This window comes from Vibrio zhanjiangensis (assembly GCF_030161235.1).
Classification (GTDB): Bacteria; Pseudomonadota; Gammaproteobacteria; order Enterobacterales; family Vibrionaceae; genus Vibrio; species Vibrio zhanjiangensis.
This window is the reverse complement of record NZ_BSPW01000010.1, coordinates 80,269-100,209: the sequence shown is the minus strand read 5'-3', so window position 1 is coordinate 100,209 and position 19,941 is coordinate 80,269. Positions and strand designations below refer to the sequence as shown.

Below are 19,941 nucleotides of genomic sequence, written 5' to 3'. Positions count from 1 at the left end.
TCGTTATGCTTCCTTTTAATACCGCTATGTATAGCTAAGCTTATTCTCTTGCTTTTAATCACAAGTTTAGATGAGCTGAGACTATCTTGTTATTATAAGACGTCATTGTAGCGGCAATAGGTCGCAGTATGATACTCTTGCTTTACTCCTCTTGCTATGCAGTGAACCATCTCTTTGTCACAAAAAAACAAATGAATCAAAAGACATCAAATTGCCTTGAAATCAAGCCTCTTACCTATAACCCAAGTTTATCAATCCAACTTTTCAATAAGATTGCCTCTCAGCCTTGGGCAATGTTATTGCGTTCGGCATCAAAAAATCATATTGATAGCCGTTTCGATGTATTGGTCGCCGCACCCGTAGCCAAAATTGTCACTTCTGGGCAAATCACCAGAGTTACGAATCCCGATGGTCACTTCGAATCTTGTGATGATCCTTTCTTGCTACTGGAAAAGCAGCAGAAGCAGTGGTTACCCCAAATAGACTACCACGGTGATTTGCCATTTGTTGGCGGTGCATTGGGATACTTTTCTTATGACTTGGGACGAAGAATCGAACGACTGCCACAAATCGCTCAACAAGATTTAATAACGCCCGATATGGCAGTGGGGCTGTATAGCTGGGCTGTCATTGTCGACCACAGAGACAAAACAGCATACATTGTTGGAGAAAACACTGAGCAACATTACCTATGGTTGCAAGGTCAAGACCCAGCACCTAGTAAGGATTTTGCACTGACGTCAGGATGGCAGTCAAACATGACAAAGCAAGAATATGTCAAGCGCTTTTGTAAAGTTCAAGACTACTTGCATTCAGGAGACTGTTATCAAATCAATCTAGCGCAACGCTTTAAAGCAAAATATGTAGGTTGTGAATGGCAAGCTTACCAGAGGCTAGAACAGTTTAACCAAGGTCCTTTCTCCGCTTTTATCCGTACCGACAACAGTACCATACTGAGTGTCTCGCCAGAAAGGTTCTTGCGGCTTAGCGATACCCAGATAGAGACGAAACCGATAAAAGGGACACGGCCACGGCACGCGTGTAGCGATATCGATTTAATTTACGCGCAAGAACTCGCAAATTCTGAGAAAGATCAAGCAGAGAACCTTATGATTGTTGATCTTCTGCGAAATGATATAGGTAAAGTTGCCAAGCCTGGCACTGTACATGTACCTAAACTCTTTGATGTAGAGAGCTTTCCAGCAGTCCACCACCTTGTCAGTACAATTCGAGCTGAACTCGCTGAAAACTATACTCCCACGGATCTATTACGTGCTAGTTTCCCAGGAGGCTCCATAACCGGAGCGCCAAAAATTAGAGCAATGGAAATCATCGAAGAGCTCGAACCACATCGTCGTAATGCCTACTGTGGTAGTATCGGCTATATCAGTCGACATGGGACGATGGATACAAGTATTACAATACGAACGCTTATTGCAGAAGATGAGCACATCTATGTTTGGGCTGGTGGCGGCCTAGTTGCTGACAGCAACAGTTGTGATGAATACCAAGAAACTCTCGATAAACTTTGTCGTATTCTGCCAGTATTGGAGGGAGATCAATTCTAAGCCCATTTTTCAATCATTGACTTCAACTCTTTAGCGGTATACGGCTTACTCAAAATGTCATCCATACCGCTCTGGATGCACCTATCTCGTTCTTCTAACGTCGTACCAGCTGTCAGTGCGATAATGGGCTTGGTGTATTTTTGCCGGCGCAAGTATTCCGTTGCTTCAAACCCATCCATTTCAGGCATTCTACAGTCCATAAAAATAATGTCATAATCCCGCTTTGCTACGGTATCAATGGCCTCTAAGCCATTATTGGCTATGTCTGGGACGACCGAGATTTTGCGCATCATTTGGTTAAAGATAACCTGATTCATCCGAATATCATCCACGACCAAAATGGAAAGTGTTTCCAATTGTTTTGAGGGGGATTGTGTTTGAATTAATTGACTCTTTTGCCGAGCTGAGATGGCTTTTAAAGGAATAAGTATATCAAACTGAGTACCTACTCCTTCTTGACTGACAAAGCTGATTTCTCCCCCCATTAGCTCTATTAAATTTTTGCATATAGCAAGGCCTAATCCTGTTCCTTCAAACTTACGTTTTGCGGTTAAGTCAGCTTGCACAAATGGGTCGAATAAAAACGCTTGGGCCTCTGTGGGGATACCAAGGCCAGTATCTTTGACCAGAACACTCAGCTTACTGTCTTTCCACCTAATAACAACGTCAACACTTCCGTCTACAGTAAACTTAATTGCATTCCCTATCACATTGATAAGTACCTGACATATGCGATCAAAATCACCTTCTAGTCGAGCAGGGACTTTCTTAGAGCAATCAATACTTAGACCAATACCTTTATCGAGTGCCCGGTTGGCAAACACGCTCTTTAGCATTCCGGTAAGATCAGCTTTAGAAAACTGGCATGGAATTAACTCCATCATCCCTGCACTCATTTTACTAAAATCGAGAATATCATTAATAATATGGCGGAGCAGTTCGCCTGAATGCGAAATATTGACAAGAAAAGTTCGCTGCTCTTCATCTAACTGTGTATCAGAAAGCAACTCAACACTGCCAAGTAAACCATTTAAAGGGGTTCGCAGTTCGTGGTTTATCATGGCAACGAATTCTTTCGTGGCCTTTTCTGACTCTTCTGCGCGAGCTCTTGCCTGCTGGTTGCTGGTCAAAATAATTTGTCGATTAATCGCACTACACAAAAGATCAGCAACCAAACGCAATTGGCTGACGACAAAATCCGCTTCAATATCTTGGTCAAGCACTTTAACCGACAGTTCACCAACCAATCTGTGATCAACTTCCAAAGGTAAAGACAGAACTGTATCATGCCAAACTGCAAAAGGTCTTATACCTTGAACATCTGTCGTTGCCGTAGATCCAAACTGGCTTTCTTTTACTGTTGATACCGAACCAGAAACTAAAAAAACGCCACAAAGCCCTAATGCAAATGATGATTCCAAACGCTCAAGAAGACTCATGATCAGTCCATCATTTAACGTGCGCCCCAAGAAAGCGCGACCAAAGTAGAGGAGCGTTTCATTGATTTGAGATTCAAATTGAAGTTTGTGTAGATCAATGTGACTTTGACGTTTGAGCTCACTCAAAACGAGATTCAATTGTTGGTTGGCTTCATGTAGCTCGAGGCTTTTTTGCTCCAATAGCAACTCAGCTTGCTTGCGAGCAGCGATTTCTCTGGCCAATTTTCTTTCTATCGCACCTCGGCTTGTCATCCATTTACCCTACAATAGCAACTTTAAATCTGACATCATTACCGCTTTTGTCATTGTTATGCATGACAATATCAACTACCTCACCATAGTGCTGAGCACACCCTTCAATAAGACCTAGACACACATGGGACATACAGCGAGCACTTTTATAATCAAAAACCATTTCGGTTTCATTTTCAGAAATAAATTCAAATCGAGGCGGATTGGCTTCTTGATAAAGCTTTTTCACTTCAACATGAATATAATCTTCCACCAAACGGATAAATTGAACAGAGCTTGTACAACATTGTAAGTGACTCTTTTTTGGCAAGGATTGATAAAGGTTTTCAAATACCGACTGGCCAAACACCCTCTGTAATTCTTCAGCAGCAATACCTGTTTGCTTGCTTAACTGCACAATCAAACGCACCAAATTATTGTGATCATAACTGCCAACTGACGTGTATACGCCCTCATCACCAGCATCTAAAAGCAGCTGATCGAGCGCATCTAGGCCAAACTTTTTTTCGACCAAGTCCATAAATTCTGTGAAAATGATTCCTTTCATAGAATGGGCTATCCTTAACAATATGGCTATTGTTCAAGCATGAGTCATACTACCTCGTTTTTCAAATAAGGAGACAGAGCTAACGTGTTGTCAGAGCTCAATAAAAACCTAATAATTCAGAAGTTTCAGTTACAAACCGCGGTTGATTACCATCATGAAACTCTAAAACGTGTCGCTCACATCTCAGACAAGTCATTGCGTAAGGCTTCTGTTTTAATTGGGTTTGTAGAACGCGAAAATGGACTAAACATTATCTTCACTAAAAGGGCGAAACATCTCAAACACCACCCTGGTCAAGTCAGTTTTCCTGGAGGTAAACATGAAGCCTGCGATCATTCACTAGCGGACACCGCCTTGCGAGAAACGTTTGAGGAAATTGGAATTAAATCTAGAGATATTGCGATCTTTGGTCAGATGCCAGAGCTTGTTACTGTCAGCCATTTCACAGTAACGCCATTTTTGGCCTTTGTCTCTTCAGATTATCGTACCAAAATAGACATCAATGAAGTTGACGAGGTATTCGAAGTGCCTGCATCTATTGTGCTAGATAAGCATCATCTCCACAGTGAACGCTTCCACGTACAGGAACAAACTCACCGGGTGTTCGGATTGTCTTACAGACATTATTTTATTTGGGGAATGACTGCTCAGATTATTTATGCGATGCAAAAACACATCATGTACTATTGAAGCTGGACACTTCTAACGCATAATCATCCAGCCTGATAACAGACCTGACTGTAGGGAAGATTGAATCCACAGCCCTCCATTAGTTTTTATAATCAAATTCATTAAAAAAAATCATCATCCAACCATCAGTTTCGTGAACAAATCCTTACTTTTTGCATTTGATATTATTACTCACATCAATTCATGATTTAGATCTATATTTTGTGCAATATTTTATGCAAAATTGCACCCAGCTTATTTCCTGTTCCCAAAATGAGTATTATAAAATGAATCCTACAAATTCTGCGGATTATGCCGCACAATCGTCTAGTAATTTCAGTTACAAAGACTTCACTTGGTGCCTATCACTTTTTGGCACCGCAGTGGGGGCTGGCGTATTATTTTTGCCGATCAAAGCTGGTGCCGGTGGTTTTTGGCCATTGGTGGTTCTAGCGCTTATTGCGGCTCCCATGACTTGGTTTGCCCATAAGTCCTTGGCTCGTTTTGTTTTGTCCGCTAAAAACCCGGATGCCGATATTACTGACACGGTTGAAGAGCACTTTGGTAAAACTGGCGCTAACATTATTACCTTCGCCTATTTTTTCGCCATTTACCCTATTGTTCTCATCTATGGTGTTGGTATCACCAATACCGTAGACTCATTTCTTACCAATCAAATTGGCATGGAATCCATTCCTAGATGGCTTCTCTCTGGAGCACTTATTGCCGCAATGACTGCAGGAGTAGTGTTTGGAAAAGAACTTATGCTCAGAGCCACATCTGCAATGGTTTACCCTCTTGTGTTCATTTTGTTGGCGTTGTCTGTCTATCTGATCCCAGATTGGAATAGCTCTATGGTTGAAGTGACGCCCGACTGGTCTGCGATGCCCACTGTAGTTTGGCTTGCCATTCCAATTATTGTCTTCTCCTTTAACCACAGCCCAATTATTTCACAATTTGCAAAAGAGCAAAGACGCCAATATGGCGAGAGTGCGGTAAGAAAAACCGATGCTATCACTGGCGGTGCCGCTATGATGCTTATGGGTTTTGTGATGTTTTTTGTTTTCTCCGTTGTGTTATCACTTTCGCCAGAACAGCTGGCTATGGCGAAAGAGCAAAACATATCTGTCTTGTCATATCTGGCCAATGCGCACGAATCACCACTCATTTCTTACTTAGGCCCTCTAGTTGCCTTTGCGGCAATCACATCAAGCTACTTTGGACACTTCCTTGGCGCACATGAAGGCCTAGTTGGGCTAGTCAAGTCACGCTCCACAATGCCAGTAAGTCTAGTAGAAAAAGGATCTTTGCTTTTTATTGTGATCACCACTTGGATTGTCGCAATCATTAACCCAAGTATTCTTGATATGATTGAAACTATGGGTGCTCCTATGATTGCCGCAATTTTGTTTTTGATGCCTGTGATTGCCATGCAAAAAGTTCCCGCTATGGCAAAATTTAAAACTTCTGCACCAGTACAGATTTTTACAACAATCTGTGGCCTTGCCGCTATTACTTCGGTAATCTACGGCGCGTTTTAACCACGACTTTACACGTGGTTGAGTAAAAATATAACGATAATAAGAAGCCTCCCTCTACTAATGGGAGGCTTTGTTTTGAGGAAATCGATATGATTAGTGTTTTCGATATCTATAAAATCGGTGTTGGACCTTCAAGTTCTCATACTGTAGGTCCAATGAAAGCGGGTAAAGAATTTATTGATGATTTACGTTCAATGGGAAAGTTGCGTGACATCACCAAAATTACCGTTGACGTTTATGGTTCGCTATCACTGACAGGGAAAGGTCACCATACTGATATCGCCATTATCATGGGTCTTGCTGGTAATACTCCCGAAAAGGTCGATATTGATTCTATTCCTAGCTTCATTTCAAGAGTCGAAGAAACAGAACGTCTACCCGTTGGCATGCATTGCCACACTGTCTCATTTCCCAAAGAAGGGGGAATGACTTTTCATAGAACTAACCTAGAACTGCATGAAAATGGTATGCAGATCCACGCTTGGGTTGAAAATGAAAGGCTATATTCGAAAACGTATTACTCCATCGGTGGTGGCTTTATTGTCGATGAAGAAAATTTTGGCAAAGAGCAGCAAAGTGCAATTAAGGCGCCCTATGAGTTTACAAGTGCCGATGAATTGGTAAATCAATGTAAAGAAAACGGACTTTCTATTAGTACCTTAGTGATGAAAAACCAAGCGGCGTTACATTCAGAAGAAGAAACCCGTACATATTTTGCTAATATCTGGAAAACCATGCGTGAGTGTATGGAACGTGGTATGAATACTGAAGGTATTCTTCCAGGTCCGCTGCGTGTTCCTCGCCGAGCAGCGGCTCTTCGTCAACAGCTACTGACGTCGGAAAAGACCACCAATGACCCGATGTCCGTAGTAGACTGGGTCAATATGTTTGCTTTTGCTGTCAACGAGGAAAACGCAGCAGGTGGACGAGTTGTCACGGCTCCAACTAATGGTGCATGTGGCATTATTCCTGCCGTACTTGCGTACTATGACAAGTTTATTCAAACCGTTGGAGAAAGAGATTATCTTCGCTATTTTGCCGCTTCAGGTGCCATTGGTGGTTTGTATAAACGAAATGCGTCTATATCTGGCGCTGAAGTCGGTTGTCAGGGAGAAGTCGGTGTGGCTTGCTCCATGGCAGCGGCTGGCCTAGCAGAACTTATGGGAGGAAGCCCCGAGCAAGTATGCATGGCAGCCGAAATTGCAATGGAGCACAACTTAGGGTTAACCTGTGATCCGGTTGCAGGTCAGGTTCAGGTTCCGTGTATTGAACGTAATGGTATTGCGGCTGTAAAAGCCATCAATGCATCGCGAATGGCATTGCGTCGTTCCTCAGCTCCTACCGTCTCACTGGATAAAGTCATAGAAACAATGCTTGAAACAGGTAAAGATATGAACGCCAAATACCGCGAAACTTCTCAAGGCGGTCTCGCTGTGAAGGTGATTTGTTAAGAAGCTTTAATCAATAATAAGGTGGGGTAATACGCTCTCTCAATTGCCCCTCCTTTCACCCAGTAACTTGCGGTACAGCCCAGCTTAGCAGCCACTAATTTCTATATTGACCTTACATTGACAGCCACCAGAAGGGCATTGCTCTGGCGACGAACGGCCAAAAGAATCATAAATGGCATAACAGCCAGTAGGAAGGATTGGAAGATCATCCGCTGTGAGTTCCCTTTTATCAGTGAATGGAAAGTTATACCCAACAACTGTGTAGCGATTACCTGCCAGAGATTTTATGTTCTCATCGCCTGTCAAATGAAGAAAATCCATCATCGTCAACTTAGCGCCTTCCTCCCCGACACTTTCAGGACAGAGGCTACCCCAGTCCACTTCCACTTTACCAAAAGGAAAATCCACTAAATAGTCAGCTTGACTTAGAGGAATAGCCATAATGGGACTGAGACCACTTAGGTGAGATTTTGCGATAACCTGTGTTATCGTGCTTTTCATTGTACCTGAAATACCTTGAATCACTGAAATTCGAGCTGACTGCTGAAAGGTAAGAAACTTCGGAGCTGCTGTTACCGATACAATGCCCAGTATAACAATAACAAGTACCAGCTCTACCAAACTGAAACCATTTTTTTTCATTACAACTCTTTCAAATACAGCAAAAAGCTCAATAGCTAAAAAGTTAGCGCGTAATTATATATATGACTTATGGAAAAACAACCATTTTTGACCAATTTATATACAGGAAATAATAAATATAATTCATATAAGTAAGGATAAAGAATATAGAAGGTGTAAAGGCGTACAGGGCACGATCAAACAAAAAGGCCTCAGCAATTGGAGGCCTAGGTGAAGATTAGTTTGGTGTCTCTACAGTAGTTGCGAAGCGATCAGAAACACACCAAACCCAAGAGAAAATAACAACATAACTTTACCTCCTTCAGCTTGATACCTCATAGGCTCCAACCCGTAGCGACGAATCACATAAACCATAGTGAGCGGTATAAATACAGCTAAGAAAACCAGTATGATTCCCGCATAACTCAACACCGCAAGAAATTGGTCTGCCGCCAAAAGAGCCCCCACTAAAGGCAGAATAAAGGTGAGTACATACGTAACGAATCTGTTTTGGCTAAACATATCTCGGTTTTGGTTGTACAAAGACATTGCCACACCAAAAAATGAGGTCAAAAGTGCAAGGCCAGTAAATACAGATAGAATAGTACCAATCCACGGAGAGGTATCCTCAAAAGCGAGAATAAGCTCGGACACATTCGAAAACTGACCCAATTGATCCGGTCTCAAATTTCCGACGACAGCAAATAACCAACTTAAATAGCATATTAGTGGGATCATAGAACCCAAAATAACCATGTTTCTTAACTGTTTATCATCTGCTTCATGGTTGTAGGCAACCAAAGATGGAATGACGACCATAAAACCAAAGCTAGTAAACAAGACAGTACTGGTTTTAATTAGCTCTGTCTTATCACTACTTACCGCATGGGTAAGGTTAGTAAACCTAATATCAGGCAACAAGATCACCAGACTGATCGCTAAACTGGCAATCATAATAAAAAATAACGCTCGATTAAGCTTATCGACAGCGCCAGTGCCACAGGCAATAATAATTCCTGATACTAAAGTAAACACTATTTGGCTATGTTGGGAAGACAGAGAAAACCCAATGATAGAGCTAAGCTCAGCAAACAGATCTGCGGCACCCAGTATATAGGCCATTAACAAACAAATTAGCAAAGCATAAAGGAGCAGGTTTGTCACAACTTGTCCCGGTTTTCCCAATGTCTTTCTCGCGATTGAGTTCAGCCCTAACCCACTCCCCGTCTTTAACGATGCTTCAAGTAACAACAAAGCGGCATACGTTGTTCCAAAGCAGATAAAGATCATCAGTGAAGTGCCATACCAAAGGCCAAATTGGGCTAAGACCATTGGAATGGCAAGCATACCCGCACCCAATGCGGTACCAGAAATAATAAGGGCGCTACCCAAAAGTTTCGTATTCATAAATTTCTAATCTAAATTTGGTTATAAAAAAGTAAGGTAATACGCTTGCCTAGCGCTATGGCTAACAATCAGAAACGAAAAGAATAGCGAGCTTTGAAGGAGAAAAAATGGGGTAATGAACAAGATATATATGATGCTTTAAGCCAAGCGATTAAAAAGGTGTATCCATGCGGCGAACCTTCGGTTGGTTCTAAAATTGGAGTGGTAATTTTTAAGATCATGTAAAATCCGACTTGAATAGACAATCCTTTAGGCCATACCGTATTCCATATACGGCTTTCCTACCAATATGAAGGAACCGACTATCTTAGTCATTAGCAACAATAATGCAATGTCCACCTTGAATAAATGACGCATATTCCTATAAAAAATCACCTCCTTACCATTATTCTGGTTGAGGCGTTTCTGTCTCTTCCTCTTCCAAAATGATCTTACCTTTAATTTTGGAGCCAGCATCTTTGATAATATTGATTGGAGACATAATAACCCCTTTTACTGCCCCTGATGTTGCTTGCTCAGCGAGCTGTTGGCTTTGTTCAACAATTTCATCAGCTTTCGCTAACATAGGGGGAATTTCACTGCGCAGATTAGCACTTTCCTGTATCAGTAAAGGTATCGTCGTGTGACGATAGCCTTCGCTCTCTGCTATCACAAAAGGAATGATATCCTTTCGATAACTAGCAGCTTCATCCACAGCGACGGGAAACACATCTAAGCGGTAACGAGTCAACTCTTCCAATACCATAGGTAACTTAGCATCAATGGATGACGCTGTTTGGTTTACCGCTGCGACACTTTGGGAAACCTGATCGACACTGTTCACTACGCTAGGGACCATTTTTTCTGCCGCTTCGATCACTTTCAACCAGTCCTCAACTTGCAGCGTTTTTGCTAATGAATCAATATCCGCAATAATCTCTGGATAACTTTCCACTAACACACTCGCCTGCTTTGTCACTTGATGAATCGTGTATCCGAGATAAAAAATCGACAAAGCCAAAACAAGTTGTACTATTGTTGCGAAGCGTGCGAGCATGCGTTTCCCTCATATAAAGCGAGTGTTTGAACGATATATCTTATGTTGAATGATAAAACAAAGGGCTAGCCTTGAGTTTGTCCAAACTTTACTCACCTGCGTATATACAACCTGCCGTACAGGTTTCTTTGATTTCCACTTTGCTCAAAAGAGGCAACGCTGGCTTGAGTTTTTTCCATATCCATCTAGCGAGAACTTCACTCGTGGGATTTTCTAACCCTTCAATCTCGTTTAAGTAATGATGATCGAGCTGCTCATAAATAGGATTAAACGCAGCTTTAACCTCAGCAAAATCAATTAACCACCCAGTATGCTCGTCAACCTCACCTTTTATATGGATTCGAACTAAAAAAGAATGGCCATGCAAGCGCCCACACTTGTGTCCTTCGGGAACGTTGGGAAGGTGGTGAGCTGCTTCAAACATAAACTCTTTGTATAATTCAGTTTTCATTTTGGTTCTCGGGCATTACAAAAGACACGCAATACTAAGGAAATAGTATAGTAGTGACAAGTTTCATGGACTGTTTATCGGAATATTTCTTCGATAGTGAACACTAGAAGTCCAACATTCACTGATTATTAACAGTAATTTATGCGTTTTTACTTCACTTACGACGAATAAAGGTTGAAGCCTTAAAATTGAAAGGTAATATGTTGCACTAAACATTTACAATTCCGTGTCATCCAGCTTGTGGGTACAACTGGGTCACACAATTACAGGATTGATTTTACTCAATGGAGAATATTTGCAACATGACTTACGCGCCTGTATCTGACGTATTACGCGGTAAGCTAGCTGTTGACAGTGAAGTAACTGTCCGCGGCTGGATCCGTTCGCGTCGCGATTCCAAAGCTGGAATCTCTTTTCTTGCCATCTACGACGGCTCTTGTTTCGACCCGATTCAGGCCGTGGTCCCAAATAGCCTCAATAATTACGACGAAGAAGTACTCAAGCTCACTACGGGCTGCTCTGTAGAAGTAACAGGTACGATTGTTGAGTCGCCGGCACAAGGACAAGATTTTGAACTTGCCGCGACCGCAGTCAACGTTGTTGGTTGGGTGGAAGATGCCGATACTTATCCGATGGCGAAGACACGTCACTCGATAGAATATTTACGTGAAGTTGCTCACCTTCGCCCAAGAACCAATGTCATTGGAGCCGTTGCCAGAGTTCGTAACTGCCTTTCTCAAGCTATCCATCGTTTCTATCATGAACAAGGGTATTACTGGGTCTCCGCCCCCCTAATTACCGCTTCTGATGCTGAAGGTGCAGGTGAAATGTTCCGTATTTCGACTCTAGATATGGAAAACCTTCCTCGCACACCAGATGGTAAAGTCGACTACAACGAAGACTTTTTTGGCAAGGAAACATTCTTGACGGTATCTGGTCAACTTAATGCTGAAGCCTACGCCTGTGCGTTGAGCAAAGTCTACACATTCGGCCCTACTTTTAGAGCTGAAAATTCCAATACAAGTCGCCATCTAGCGGAGTTTTGGATGGTAGAACCCGAGGTAGCATTCGCCGACCTAGAAGATATCGCTAAGCTTTCAGAAGATATGCTGAAATATGTATTTAAAGCGGTGTTGGAAGAACGTCGTGACGACCTTGAGTTCTTTGCACAACGTATTGACAAACAGGCAATTAGCCGCCTGGAAGCATTTGTTGAATCAGACTTTGCTCAAGTAGATTACACTGATGCAATCCAAATTCTTCTAGATTCTGGCCGTGAATTTGAGTTTCCCGTTGAATGGGGAATTGATATGTCCTCTGAGCATGAGCGCTATCTTGCAGAAGAGCATTTCAAAGCACCTGTTATTGTCAAAAACTACCCGAAAGACATCAAAGCTTTCTACATGCGTTTAAACGACGATGGTAGAACCGTTGCGGCAATGGATGTGCTTGCTCCGGGCATAGGAGAAATTATTGGTGGCTCCCAACGTGAAGAGCGTCTTGACATTCTCGATTCACGCATGCGCGACATGGGTATCGATCCAGAACACATGAACTGGTACCGTGATTTACGACGTTACGGGACAGTGCCACACGCAGGGTTCGGCTTAGGGTTTGAGCGACTTGTCTCATACGTAACAGGTATGGGCAATGTGCGAGATGTAATTCCATTCCCACGCACACCACGCTCTGCAAACTTTTAGACCAAATCTTAAGTCGTAAAATAAAAACCTCCCGAGGGAGGTTTTTTACTTCATGGGACGTACAATTTCAGCATTGTGTGATATACGCTCTGTCCATAGCTGTAAACGATGGTCAAATTTCGCTTCGGCATGGTCGTGGTCTAAAGCGCCTACATGCTTACGCGCAAAACCACCCAAATACCATTCCAACACATAGTTCTCTTTGGAGCCTTTTGAAAAAAAGGGTTGTACGAGGACTTAGCGGCTAATATTTCTCCGGCATAATAATACACTTCCTTATCCATAAGCCGGCTTGTCCTGCTTTTTTTTGTAATCTTTAACATGGTGTAACTTACATTACTATTTAACCCTGCTTGTTAGCGTAGGTTCTGTTGCGTTAGATAAAACATTCATCATGCGTTAAACGAATTTCGTAGCAATACCATGCAAACATAGATCATAAAGATAAATAGATAAGTCTTTGTGCCTACTAGACATGGTACGACGTCTAAGCTTATTGATGTCAAAAATAACACCATATATTTAAGGATACAATTTACATCATGAAAGAAAATAAAGGATCAGGAAAGATCATGGTTTGTATTTAATCCAGTTATAAATGCACGTTGCCGTATGATAAAAGTAATTACTCTAATTTTAAAAGGGCAATCCAAACTACATTGCGGGCAGCTGAAAATAACCATGCTAATAGTACACAAGTAAGAAGGACATTATTGAGTCCATCCCTCAGTGGCTGAATGAACAGCTTCCCTTTTTATGAACTGTAACCTTATCGACCTTCGCAAACGCATTGGGGAGGAGGATGGCTTGGGTTGGATTATGCCAAATATTAATATCTCTGCTAGGGTTGAGGGAGATTTCAAAATAAGCTGATCAAATTCAACTGGTGGAATATAAAACTCGGATGCCTGAAATAAATCATAGCCGCTGCAGGTCATAGTTATATGATGATTCCAATTTGTACTCACTCGGCGAGTGAACATAAATAAAGGGCTCGGTATGCTAAACTCAAACTATGATGCACCACTTACCTTCGAACTGTACCTGATCGCTGGAGTGGTCTTCGCCTTTTACGGGGGAAGAGTGTGTCCCTTTTTAGAGAGTCTCTCTCCGTGGGAGATTTTTTTGCATGTCGGAACGACCTTTTCACTGCTTTTTTTAACCCGGCATGTTTTTCTTCACAGCCACGATTTAATCAAAAATCAGAATCATGCCAAACTCGACACCATTCTCTTCTTTTTAGCTAGCCTACCACTGGCACTATTTTACAATCTTGACTACGACTTTGCATTTGAGAGTAACTTGAAGGTTGTGCTAGGTATGACATTATTTGGTTTTCTGTCAGGTTTAATTCTCCAACTGTCATGCAAAATAAAACATTTTCACGCGACTGAAAATCAACACGATTTCCAATTAAGCGGAGAACGTCAATCCATCGTGAAACAAATGACCATTATGGTATGCATGTTAATCGTCACGTTAACGGTACTTCTTTGTATGGTTGCTATGAAAGACATATTCTGGTTAGAACGCAACCCAGAACACTTGCTTAACGGTACGGGCGCAATAAGCGTACTCAAAGAGTTTTTTTATATCTCAATCACTCTTGGGTGTTACGTTGTCACAATATTAGCTCTTTGGGCTAAACTCATCCGCAAGGTCCTACTCTCTCAAGAAAGGTCATTATTGGAAGTAACAGAAGGAAATATCACAAAGCGACTACCAATTTTTGAGCATAACGAACTGGGCTCGATGGCCTCTCTGACCAATACAATGCTCGACAGCCTACAATCAAGTCAGAATGAAGTAAAAACAACAAGGGACGTCGCTATTGTTTCCTTATCAGCATTGGCTGAGTCTCGAGATAATGAAACGGGCGCTCATATTTTGAGAACCCAAGAGTATGTTAGAGCACTAGCCACTTACTTAAGTCAGTTTGATAAACATAAAGCTCTATTGACCCCAAGCTATATAGAATTGCTCTATAAGTCAGCCCCGCTGCACGACGTAGGAAAGGTAGGAATACCTGATAATATCTTACTTAAGCCCGGCAAATTAACCGCTGAAGAATTTAACGTCATGAAACGCCACCCTGAAATTGGCGCAAATGCCCTTTCTGTAGCCGAAAAGCACCTCGGCAGTAATTCTTTTCTTCAGCTTGCAAAAGAAATTTCCCTAACACACCATGAAAAATGGGATGGCAGTGGGTACCCAAGGGCGCTCAAAGGAGAAGGTATTCCTATTTCAGGCCGATTGATGGCCATTGCGGATGTATATGATGCATTAATTTGTGAGCGAGTTTACAAGAAGGCCTTTCCACATGAGCAAGCCAAGGCCATCATACTAGAGGGCTGCGGGTCACATTTTGATCCCGAAATTGTGAATGCTTTTTTAGCCATAGAGCAGGAATTTATCGATATTGCTGACAAATATAGGCGTATTGAACGAGAGGAGAATGCAAAAGTCGAGCAAGAGCTGTCAGTTCAGAATTAAAAAACAGACCGCCTAGCGTAAGTAGACATTCAAATAAAAAATCATAGTCAACTGAAGGTTTGAACGAAACTTGTAAGATAACAAAATAAAGTTTACTCATTTATGCATTTTATTGCTTTCCAATCTTGTTTCTACAAGACCAGATAAGGTATAAATAAGTACAATATTACTATCCCTTCCTTCGATTAACACGGATGACAATTATGTTTGAAAAAGTCACTGCTGCACCCGCAGATCCTATCCTTGGACTTACTGAAGAGTTCAAAAACGATCCTCGTGCAGACAAAATTAACCTTGGTGTTGGCATTTACAAAAATGAGCAAGGTGAAACCCCTGTATTAGCAACCGTTAAGAAAGCTGAAGCTGCTCTGATTGAAAATGAAAAAACCAAATCCTACCTGACAATCGAAGGTACGGCCGAGTATGCCCTAGCGGTACAAAAACTTTTGTTTGGCAACCATGCTGATATTGTCACCAATAAATTGGCAAAAACGGCTCAGGCTCCAGGCGGAACTGGCGCGTTGCGTGTAGCGGCAGAATTTATTAAACGCCAGCTTGGTGATGTCAAAATCTGGATAAGCAATCCGACTTGGGCTAACCACAACAGTGTATTCGCTGCAGCTGGTTTGGAAACAGCCCAGTATAGTTATTATGATGCTCAAACCAGAGACAAAGATTTTGCTACTATGTTATCTGACTTAGAGCGTGCTCAGAAAGGCGATATTGTCCTTTTGCATGGCTGTTGTCATAACCCAACAGGTATTGATCCAACGGACGACGAATGGGAAACGCTCGCGAAACTCGTTGCATCAAAGCAGCTACTGCCCCTTTTCGACTTTGCCTATCAAGGCTTTGCAAAAGGCGTTGAGGAAGACGCGTCCGGTCTGCGAATTTTTTCACAGTATAATAAAGAGATACTGGTCGCCAGTTCATTCTCTAAGAACTTTGGTCTTTACAATGAACGAGTCGGTGCCTTTACTCTTGTGGCAGAATCAGAGCAAATTGCCGTCACAGCATTCTCTCAAGTTAAAGCGATTATACGTTCAATTTACTCAAACCCTCCTGCTCATGGCAGTGCTGTTGTAACCCATATTCTGAACAACGACCAGCTCCGTAATGAATGGGAAGCAGAAGTGAAAGAAATGCGCGATCGTATTCAAGACATGAGAGAGCTTTTCGTCGCGACACTGAAAGAGCAAGGTGTTAATGCTGACTTTAGCTTTATAGAGCGCCAAAATGGTATGTTCTCATTCTCTGGCCTTTCAAAGGAACAAGTCGCTCGTTTAAAAGACGAATTCGGAATTTACATCGTCGGCTCAGGTCGCATCAGTGTAGCGGGTATGACTCGATCAAACATGCAGCCACTTTGTAAAGCCATAGCCGCTGTTTTGTAGCTACAGGTCACCAAATACACATGAGCCAGTGTCAACTGGCTCTTTTACTGTACAAGCAATCATATCAAAGAGTTAATACCAGTATTTGACGCTAATGCCACCTTCATTTACTGTGGTTTTACCATTGTTCCTGTGGTTATAAAATCCTGCTAAAGCCATTCTAGGGAAAATTTGATAGTCAGCCCGTATATTAAAGATGTCTTCATCCAAAATGTCACTGCGTCTCATTTCTCCTGTTAACGATATTTGCCAATGCTGATCAAGCTCATACTTGAGGGATACATCCCCTCCCCACATGAAATCCCCATCACTAAACACTTTCTCATCAGTAATATCATTGGTCTGAGATGACCAAACATAACCCAGTTTTGCGCCGGCTATTAAGTCCCACCCCTCTTCTATCGAATAACGAAGGGCTCCACCAGGTAACAGGGTATAGTTTTCAGTGGTGGTATTATTGTTTGGATGAATAAACCTAGCTTCATAGTCCAATGTGGCAAGAATATGTTCTTGAATCAGCTTTTTTCCACCCACAGAGAGTGAAGTAACGTTACTGTTGGTCCCTATATCATCGTTAAAAGAGCCGGCCGCAAGATCGGCATAAAGATAGTTGTAATTAAAACGGTTCTCAGCATTAACTGGGGATATAAACATTTCGCCCAAAAACGTTACAAAAACTACGCTACAAGTTAGTTTTGCATCCATCATCCCCCCTGAAACACTGATTGGTCACGCCATTCACTAGCAAAAATACTTGTAAAACAAAATGGCCGTTGTGTGCGTTTAAAAAGTATAGCTTACTCACACCACTTGACTGTTGGTGTACAAAAATGTCTTTTATCGAGGCTTTGATGCTTTAGGCTCTCACCTTCACGCTGCCGGCAAATAAGGATTAACGAACATCAACGATTCTACTTGCTTTTTTATATTGGACTCGCCATCCAGACCATCTTGGTAACTCCCACCTTTTAGGGGAACCTTTCCGAAGCCCTGATTGGTATACCACATAAACCAGTTTCTTTTTCGGCAAATACTCCACCGTCAGATTCAAGTCACCAATCGAAAGTTGAAAAGGATAGCGAGCAGAAAACTCTTCGTATTCCCACGAAGGGATACCGTCAAAAGCGAAATCATCGGCACTGAACATTTGCAAATCCGTTAACTCAGTAAGTTCGAGTGCCTCAAGCTGCTGCAGAAACCAAGATTCAAAGCTAAGCTCCTCCAACTCATTCGTTAAAGGATGGCCTTCTATGGCCTGATAGAGCTTCCAGTGTTCAATTTGCTCGTGACGACGTTGTGCAAAACCTGGAAACACATCCTCTTGCTTCACCGCTTCGAGAAGGAGCTTACTTGCCGTCTCCCCATGGGCTAATTGAATTTTTGTAACCACTTTGCGACCAGCATACATTAAACACATTTCAATATGCGGAACCTCATTGACCATTAAGGTACTCCCGTCAACCCACTCTCCAATATTAAGTTTCTCAAAGACGGACAGCTTCACTGGCATGGTAAATGTGGCAATATTCAATGTTTGCTTTAGCCCTCGTCCAGGTAAACTATGGGTATCCATAACCAAAATAGCCTCTGTGGCATCAAGTAACCTGCTATTGCGCCCCAACACGACTTCCATCAAACCATTGGCAAATGCCTCTCGTCGCTTTTCTCGACGAACAAATAAGAGTTCTGGATGCAAATCGGCTATAGATTCCGCCAATTCCTCATGAGCATAGCGTGATGCAACCTCCAGCTGCGGTAATTCAAACATCGCTCGCATCTGAGCTGAGAGCAACTTGGCCTCCTTCAATGCTTCTTGTTCGATGGTAACACCCGACAATATTTGCCCTCGTAAGACTCGGATCATAAGTTCCACATCACTACCTAACGGCTCTTCACTTTGAAGCTGTTGTTGTGATTGCTCACTGCAATTCCAGCGGCATATTGCATTGGGCGTTGACATTATTGAGGTAAGATCGACCATAGCTTCTTGAAGATTCCTTTTTGGCATACGGGCAACAAGATCGGCATACAAGGCATCAATGGGCAGTGGATAGAGACACTGTCCATGCGGAGTCACATCACCCAGTGAGTCTATAGCCCCCATATTTTCCAGCATCGTTGCTGCCTGACGAAGCGATTTCTCAGGCAAGGGTTCCAAAAAGTTCAAGTCTGATATTTTGTATCCACAACATGCGGCAGCAAGCATCGCCTCTTCAAGTGCTTCCCTATGCAATTCTGGTGGCGTTACCTCCGATAACGCAGCATGTTGACCATACAAACGTACGCAAACCCCATCCATTACTCTCCCTGCTCGCCCACTTCGTTGCCGTGCACTCGCCCTAGAGATATGTTTTAGGCATAAAGTTGTTTTACCATTTCTTTGCTCGGTTCGACGTTCCAACCCCGAATCTATTACTGCTACGATATTAGGGATAGTGAGTGACGTCTCAGCAACATTGGTGGCCAAGACAATTTTCTTTTGACTCTGAGGCGTAAGTGCAAGATCTCTTTGTTGGTCGGTAACTGAAGCATGAAGTGGTACGACTATCACATTGGGTAGGTGAGAAAGGCAACTTTGGCATTGTGCAATTTCTTTTCGTCCCGGCAAAAAAACCAAAATATCGCCATCTAAAGATAGCAACTGCTCGACCTCTTTTTTTACTCTCTGTTCAAGCAGTCGACTTTCTGGCAGTTGGCGAGAATCGGAGCCTCGATATAAAATAGTCACATCATGGTTTCGCCCTGACGATTGCAATCGCTCGGCACCAATATATTGGGCCAATTTGTGCCCTTCTATGGTTGCCGAGGTAACAACCAAGCGATGAGTATTTGTTTCCCTCAGCAGAGCCACCAGCAGATCTGTATCCCAGCGACGCTCATGAAATTCATCCACAATGACAGTATCAAACCCAGACAGTCTATTATCAGAATACCATCGGAGTGCTACCCCAGGTGTAACAAAAACTATCTGGCTATCATTAGTGAAACAGTTTTTAAGCTTTATTGAATAGCCAACCGACTTTCCTACAGGCTCTTCTCTTTGCTTGGCAATAAACTGCGCAAGCGACGTACAAGCGATGCGTCTTGGCTCAACAACCAACACTTTTCCACTCTCTTCTGCCCAAACGGGTAACCTCGTCGATTTGCCGGAGCCAGTTTCGGCTTCTACTATCATATTGTGAGTAGATAAACGGTTAAGAAAGTCAGACTTAAGGGTCTCTATGGGTAAGCTGAACATAGTGCACATCAAGATCTTGGAAAAGATGGAAAGTATATACTTATTCTGTTCCAGAATGCAGGAATATTCGGTTTACAATATGGTCAGTAATCCCTATCATTTTCTGGTTCCCGTTCCCTAAGACCCTACAT

16 protein-coding genes are annotated in these 19,941 nt (G+C 42.4%); 7 read left to right on the top strand and 9 right to left on the bottom strand.

Annotated features, from left to right (window positions below; all coding sequences use genetic code 11):
* The first annotated feature begins 191 nt into the window (after window positions 1-191).
* Window positions 192-1,568: an aminodeoxychorismate synthase component I gene (gene pabB / locus QQK21_RS02170; RefSeq protein WP_284190568.1), complete on the top strand. Its 1,377-nt coding sequence runs from the start codon at window positions 192-194 to the stop codon at window positions 1,566-1,568.
* Here pabB and QQK21_RS02165 read toward each other — a convergent pair.
* On the bottom strand, window positions 1,565-3,259 hold the full coding sequence (locus QQK21_RS02165; RefSeq protein WP_284190567.1) for an ATP-binding protein: 1,695 nt from the start codon (window positions 3,257-3,259) through the stop codon (window positions 1,565-1,567). The genes pabB and QQK21_RS02165 overlap by 4 nt on opposite strands.
* Before the next feature lie 4 nt (window positions 3,260-3,263).
* The gene (locus QQK21_RS02160; protein ID WP_284190566.1) at window positions 3,264-3,806 is read right to left on the bottom strand and encodes a heme NO-binding domain-containing protein; all 543 of its coding nucleotides are present in this window, start codon (window positions 3,804-3,806) and stop codon (window positions 3,264-3,266) included.
* An 84-nt stretch (window positions 3,807-3,890) separates the two neighbouring features.
* Here QQK21_RS02160 and QQK21_RS02155 point away from each other — a divergent pair, with 84 nt between their 5' ends.
* The 3 genes from QQK21_RS02155 (at window position 3,891) to QQK21_RS02145 (ending at window position 7,467) form a co-directional block, all read left to right on the top strand.
* Entirely contained in the window at window positions 3,891-4,496 is a 606-nt protein-coding gene (locus QQK21_RS02155; RefSeq protein ID WP_284190565.1) for a CoA pyrophosphatase, read from the top strand.
* Between the two features lie 266 nt (window positions 4,497-4,762).
* On the top strand, window positions 4,763-6,016 hold the full coding sequence (locus QQK21_RS02150; RefSeq protein ID WP_284190564.1) for an aromatic amino acid transport family protein: 1,254 nt from the start codon (window positions 4,763-4,765) through the stop codon (window positions 6,014-6,016).
* Window positions 6,017-6,105: 89 nt separating this feature from the next.
* A complete protein-coding gene (locus QQK21_RS02145) occupies window positions 6,106-7,467 on the top strand; it encodes an L-serine ammonia-lyase (protein ID WP_284190563.1) in 1,362 nt (453 codons plus the stop codon).
* A gap of 84 nt (window positions 7,468-7,551) precedes the next feature.
* On the opposite strand, the gene QQK21_RS02140 is transcribed toward QQK21_RS02145, so the two are convergent.
* From QQK21_RS02140 to queD, 4 genes are all read right to left on the bottom strand, one after another.
* Entirely contained in the window at window positions 7,552-8,109 is a 558-nt protein-coding gene (locus QQK21_RS02140) for a type II secretion system protein (protein ID WP_284190562.1), read from the bottom strand.
* A 231-nt stretch (window positions 8,110-8,340) separates the two neighbouring features.
* Complete coding sequence (locus QQK21_RS02135) at window positions 8,341-9,495, bottom strand: amino acid permease (protein WP_284190561.1); 1,155 nt, start codon at window positions 9,493-9,495, stop codon at window positions 8,341-8,343.
* A gap of 385 nt (window positions 9,496-9,880) precedes the next feature.
* Window positions 9,881-10,531 carry a hypothetical protein gene (locus QQK21_RS02130; RefSeq protein WP_284190560.1) on the bottom strand — a complete coding sequence of 217 codons (651 nt, stop codon included), beginning with the start codon at window positions 10,529-10,531 and terminating at the stop codon, window positions 9,881-9,883.
* An 88-nt stretch (window positions 10,532-10,619) separates the two neighbouring features.
* The gene (queD, locus tag QQK21_RS02125; protein WP_284190559.1) at window positions 10,620-10,982 is read right to left on the bottom strand and encodes a 6-carboxytetrahydropterin synthase QueD; all 363 of its coding nucleotides are present in this window, start codon (window positions 10,980-10,982) and stop codon (window positions 10,620-10,622) included.
* A gap of 302 nt (window positions 10,983-11,284) precedes the next feature.
* On the opposite strand from queD, the gene asnS reads away from it, so the two are divergent.
* Window positions 11,285-12,685: an asparagine--tRNA ligase gene (gene asnS, locus QQK21_RS02120; RefSeq protein ID WP_284190558.1), complete on the top strand. Its 1,401-nt coding sequence runs from the start codon at window positions 11,285-11,287 to the stop codon at window positions 12,683-12,685.
* Window positions 12,686-12,730: 45 nt separating this feature from the next.
* Here asnS and QQK21_RS02115 read toward each other — a convergent pair whose 3' ends face one another.
* Window positions 12,731-12,877 carry a hypothetical protein gene (locus QQK21_RS02115; RefSeq protein WP_284190557.1) on the bottom strand — a complete coding sequence of 49 codons (147 nt, stop codon included), beginning with the start codon at window positions 12,875-12,877 and terminating at the stop codon, window positions 12,731-12,733.
* 807 nt (window positions 12,878-13,684) lie between these two features.
* Here QQK21_RS02115 and QQK21_RS02110 point away from each other — a divergent pair.
* Both QQK21_RS02110 and QQK21_RS02105 read left to right on the top strand, forming a co-directional pair.
* The gene (locus QQK21_RS02110; protein ID WP_284190556.1) at window positions 13,685-15,178 is read left to right on the top strand and encodes an HD-GYP domain-containing protein; all 1,494 of its coding nucleotides are present in this window, start codon (window positions 13,685-13,687) and stop codon (window positions 15,176-15,178) included.
* A gap of 203 nt (window positions 15,179-15,381) precedes the next feature.
* Complete coding sequence (locus tag QQK21_RS02105; protein WP_284190555.1) at window positions 15,382-16,572, top strand: amino acid aminotransferase; 1,191 nt, start codon at window positions 15,382-15,384, stop codon at window positions 16,570-16,572.
* Between the two features lie 72 nt (window positions 16,573-16,644).
* Here QQK21_RS02105 and QQK21_RS02100 read toward each other — a convergent pair whose 3' ends face one another.
* Window positions 16,645-17,277, bottom strand: coding sequence for an outer membrane beta-barrel protein (locus QQK21_RS02100; RefSeq protein WP_284190554.1), 633 nt, complete (start codon window positions 17,275-17,277; stop codon window positions 16,645-16,647).
* Window positions 17,278-17,464: 187 nt separating this feature from the next.
* Window positions 17,465-19,810, bottom strand: coding sequence for a helicase-related protein (locus QQK21_RS02095; RefSeq protein WP_284190553.1), 2,346 nt, complete (start codon window positions 19,808-19,810; stop codon window positions 17,465-17,467).
* Window positions 19,811-19,941: the final 131 nt, after the last annotated feature.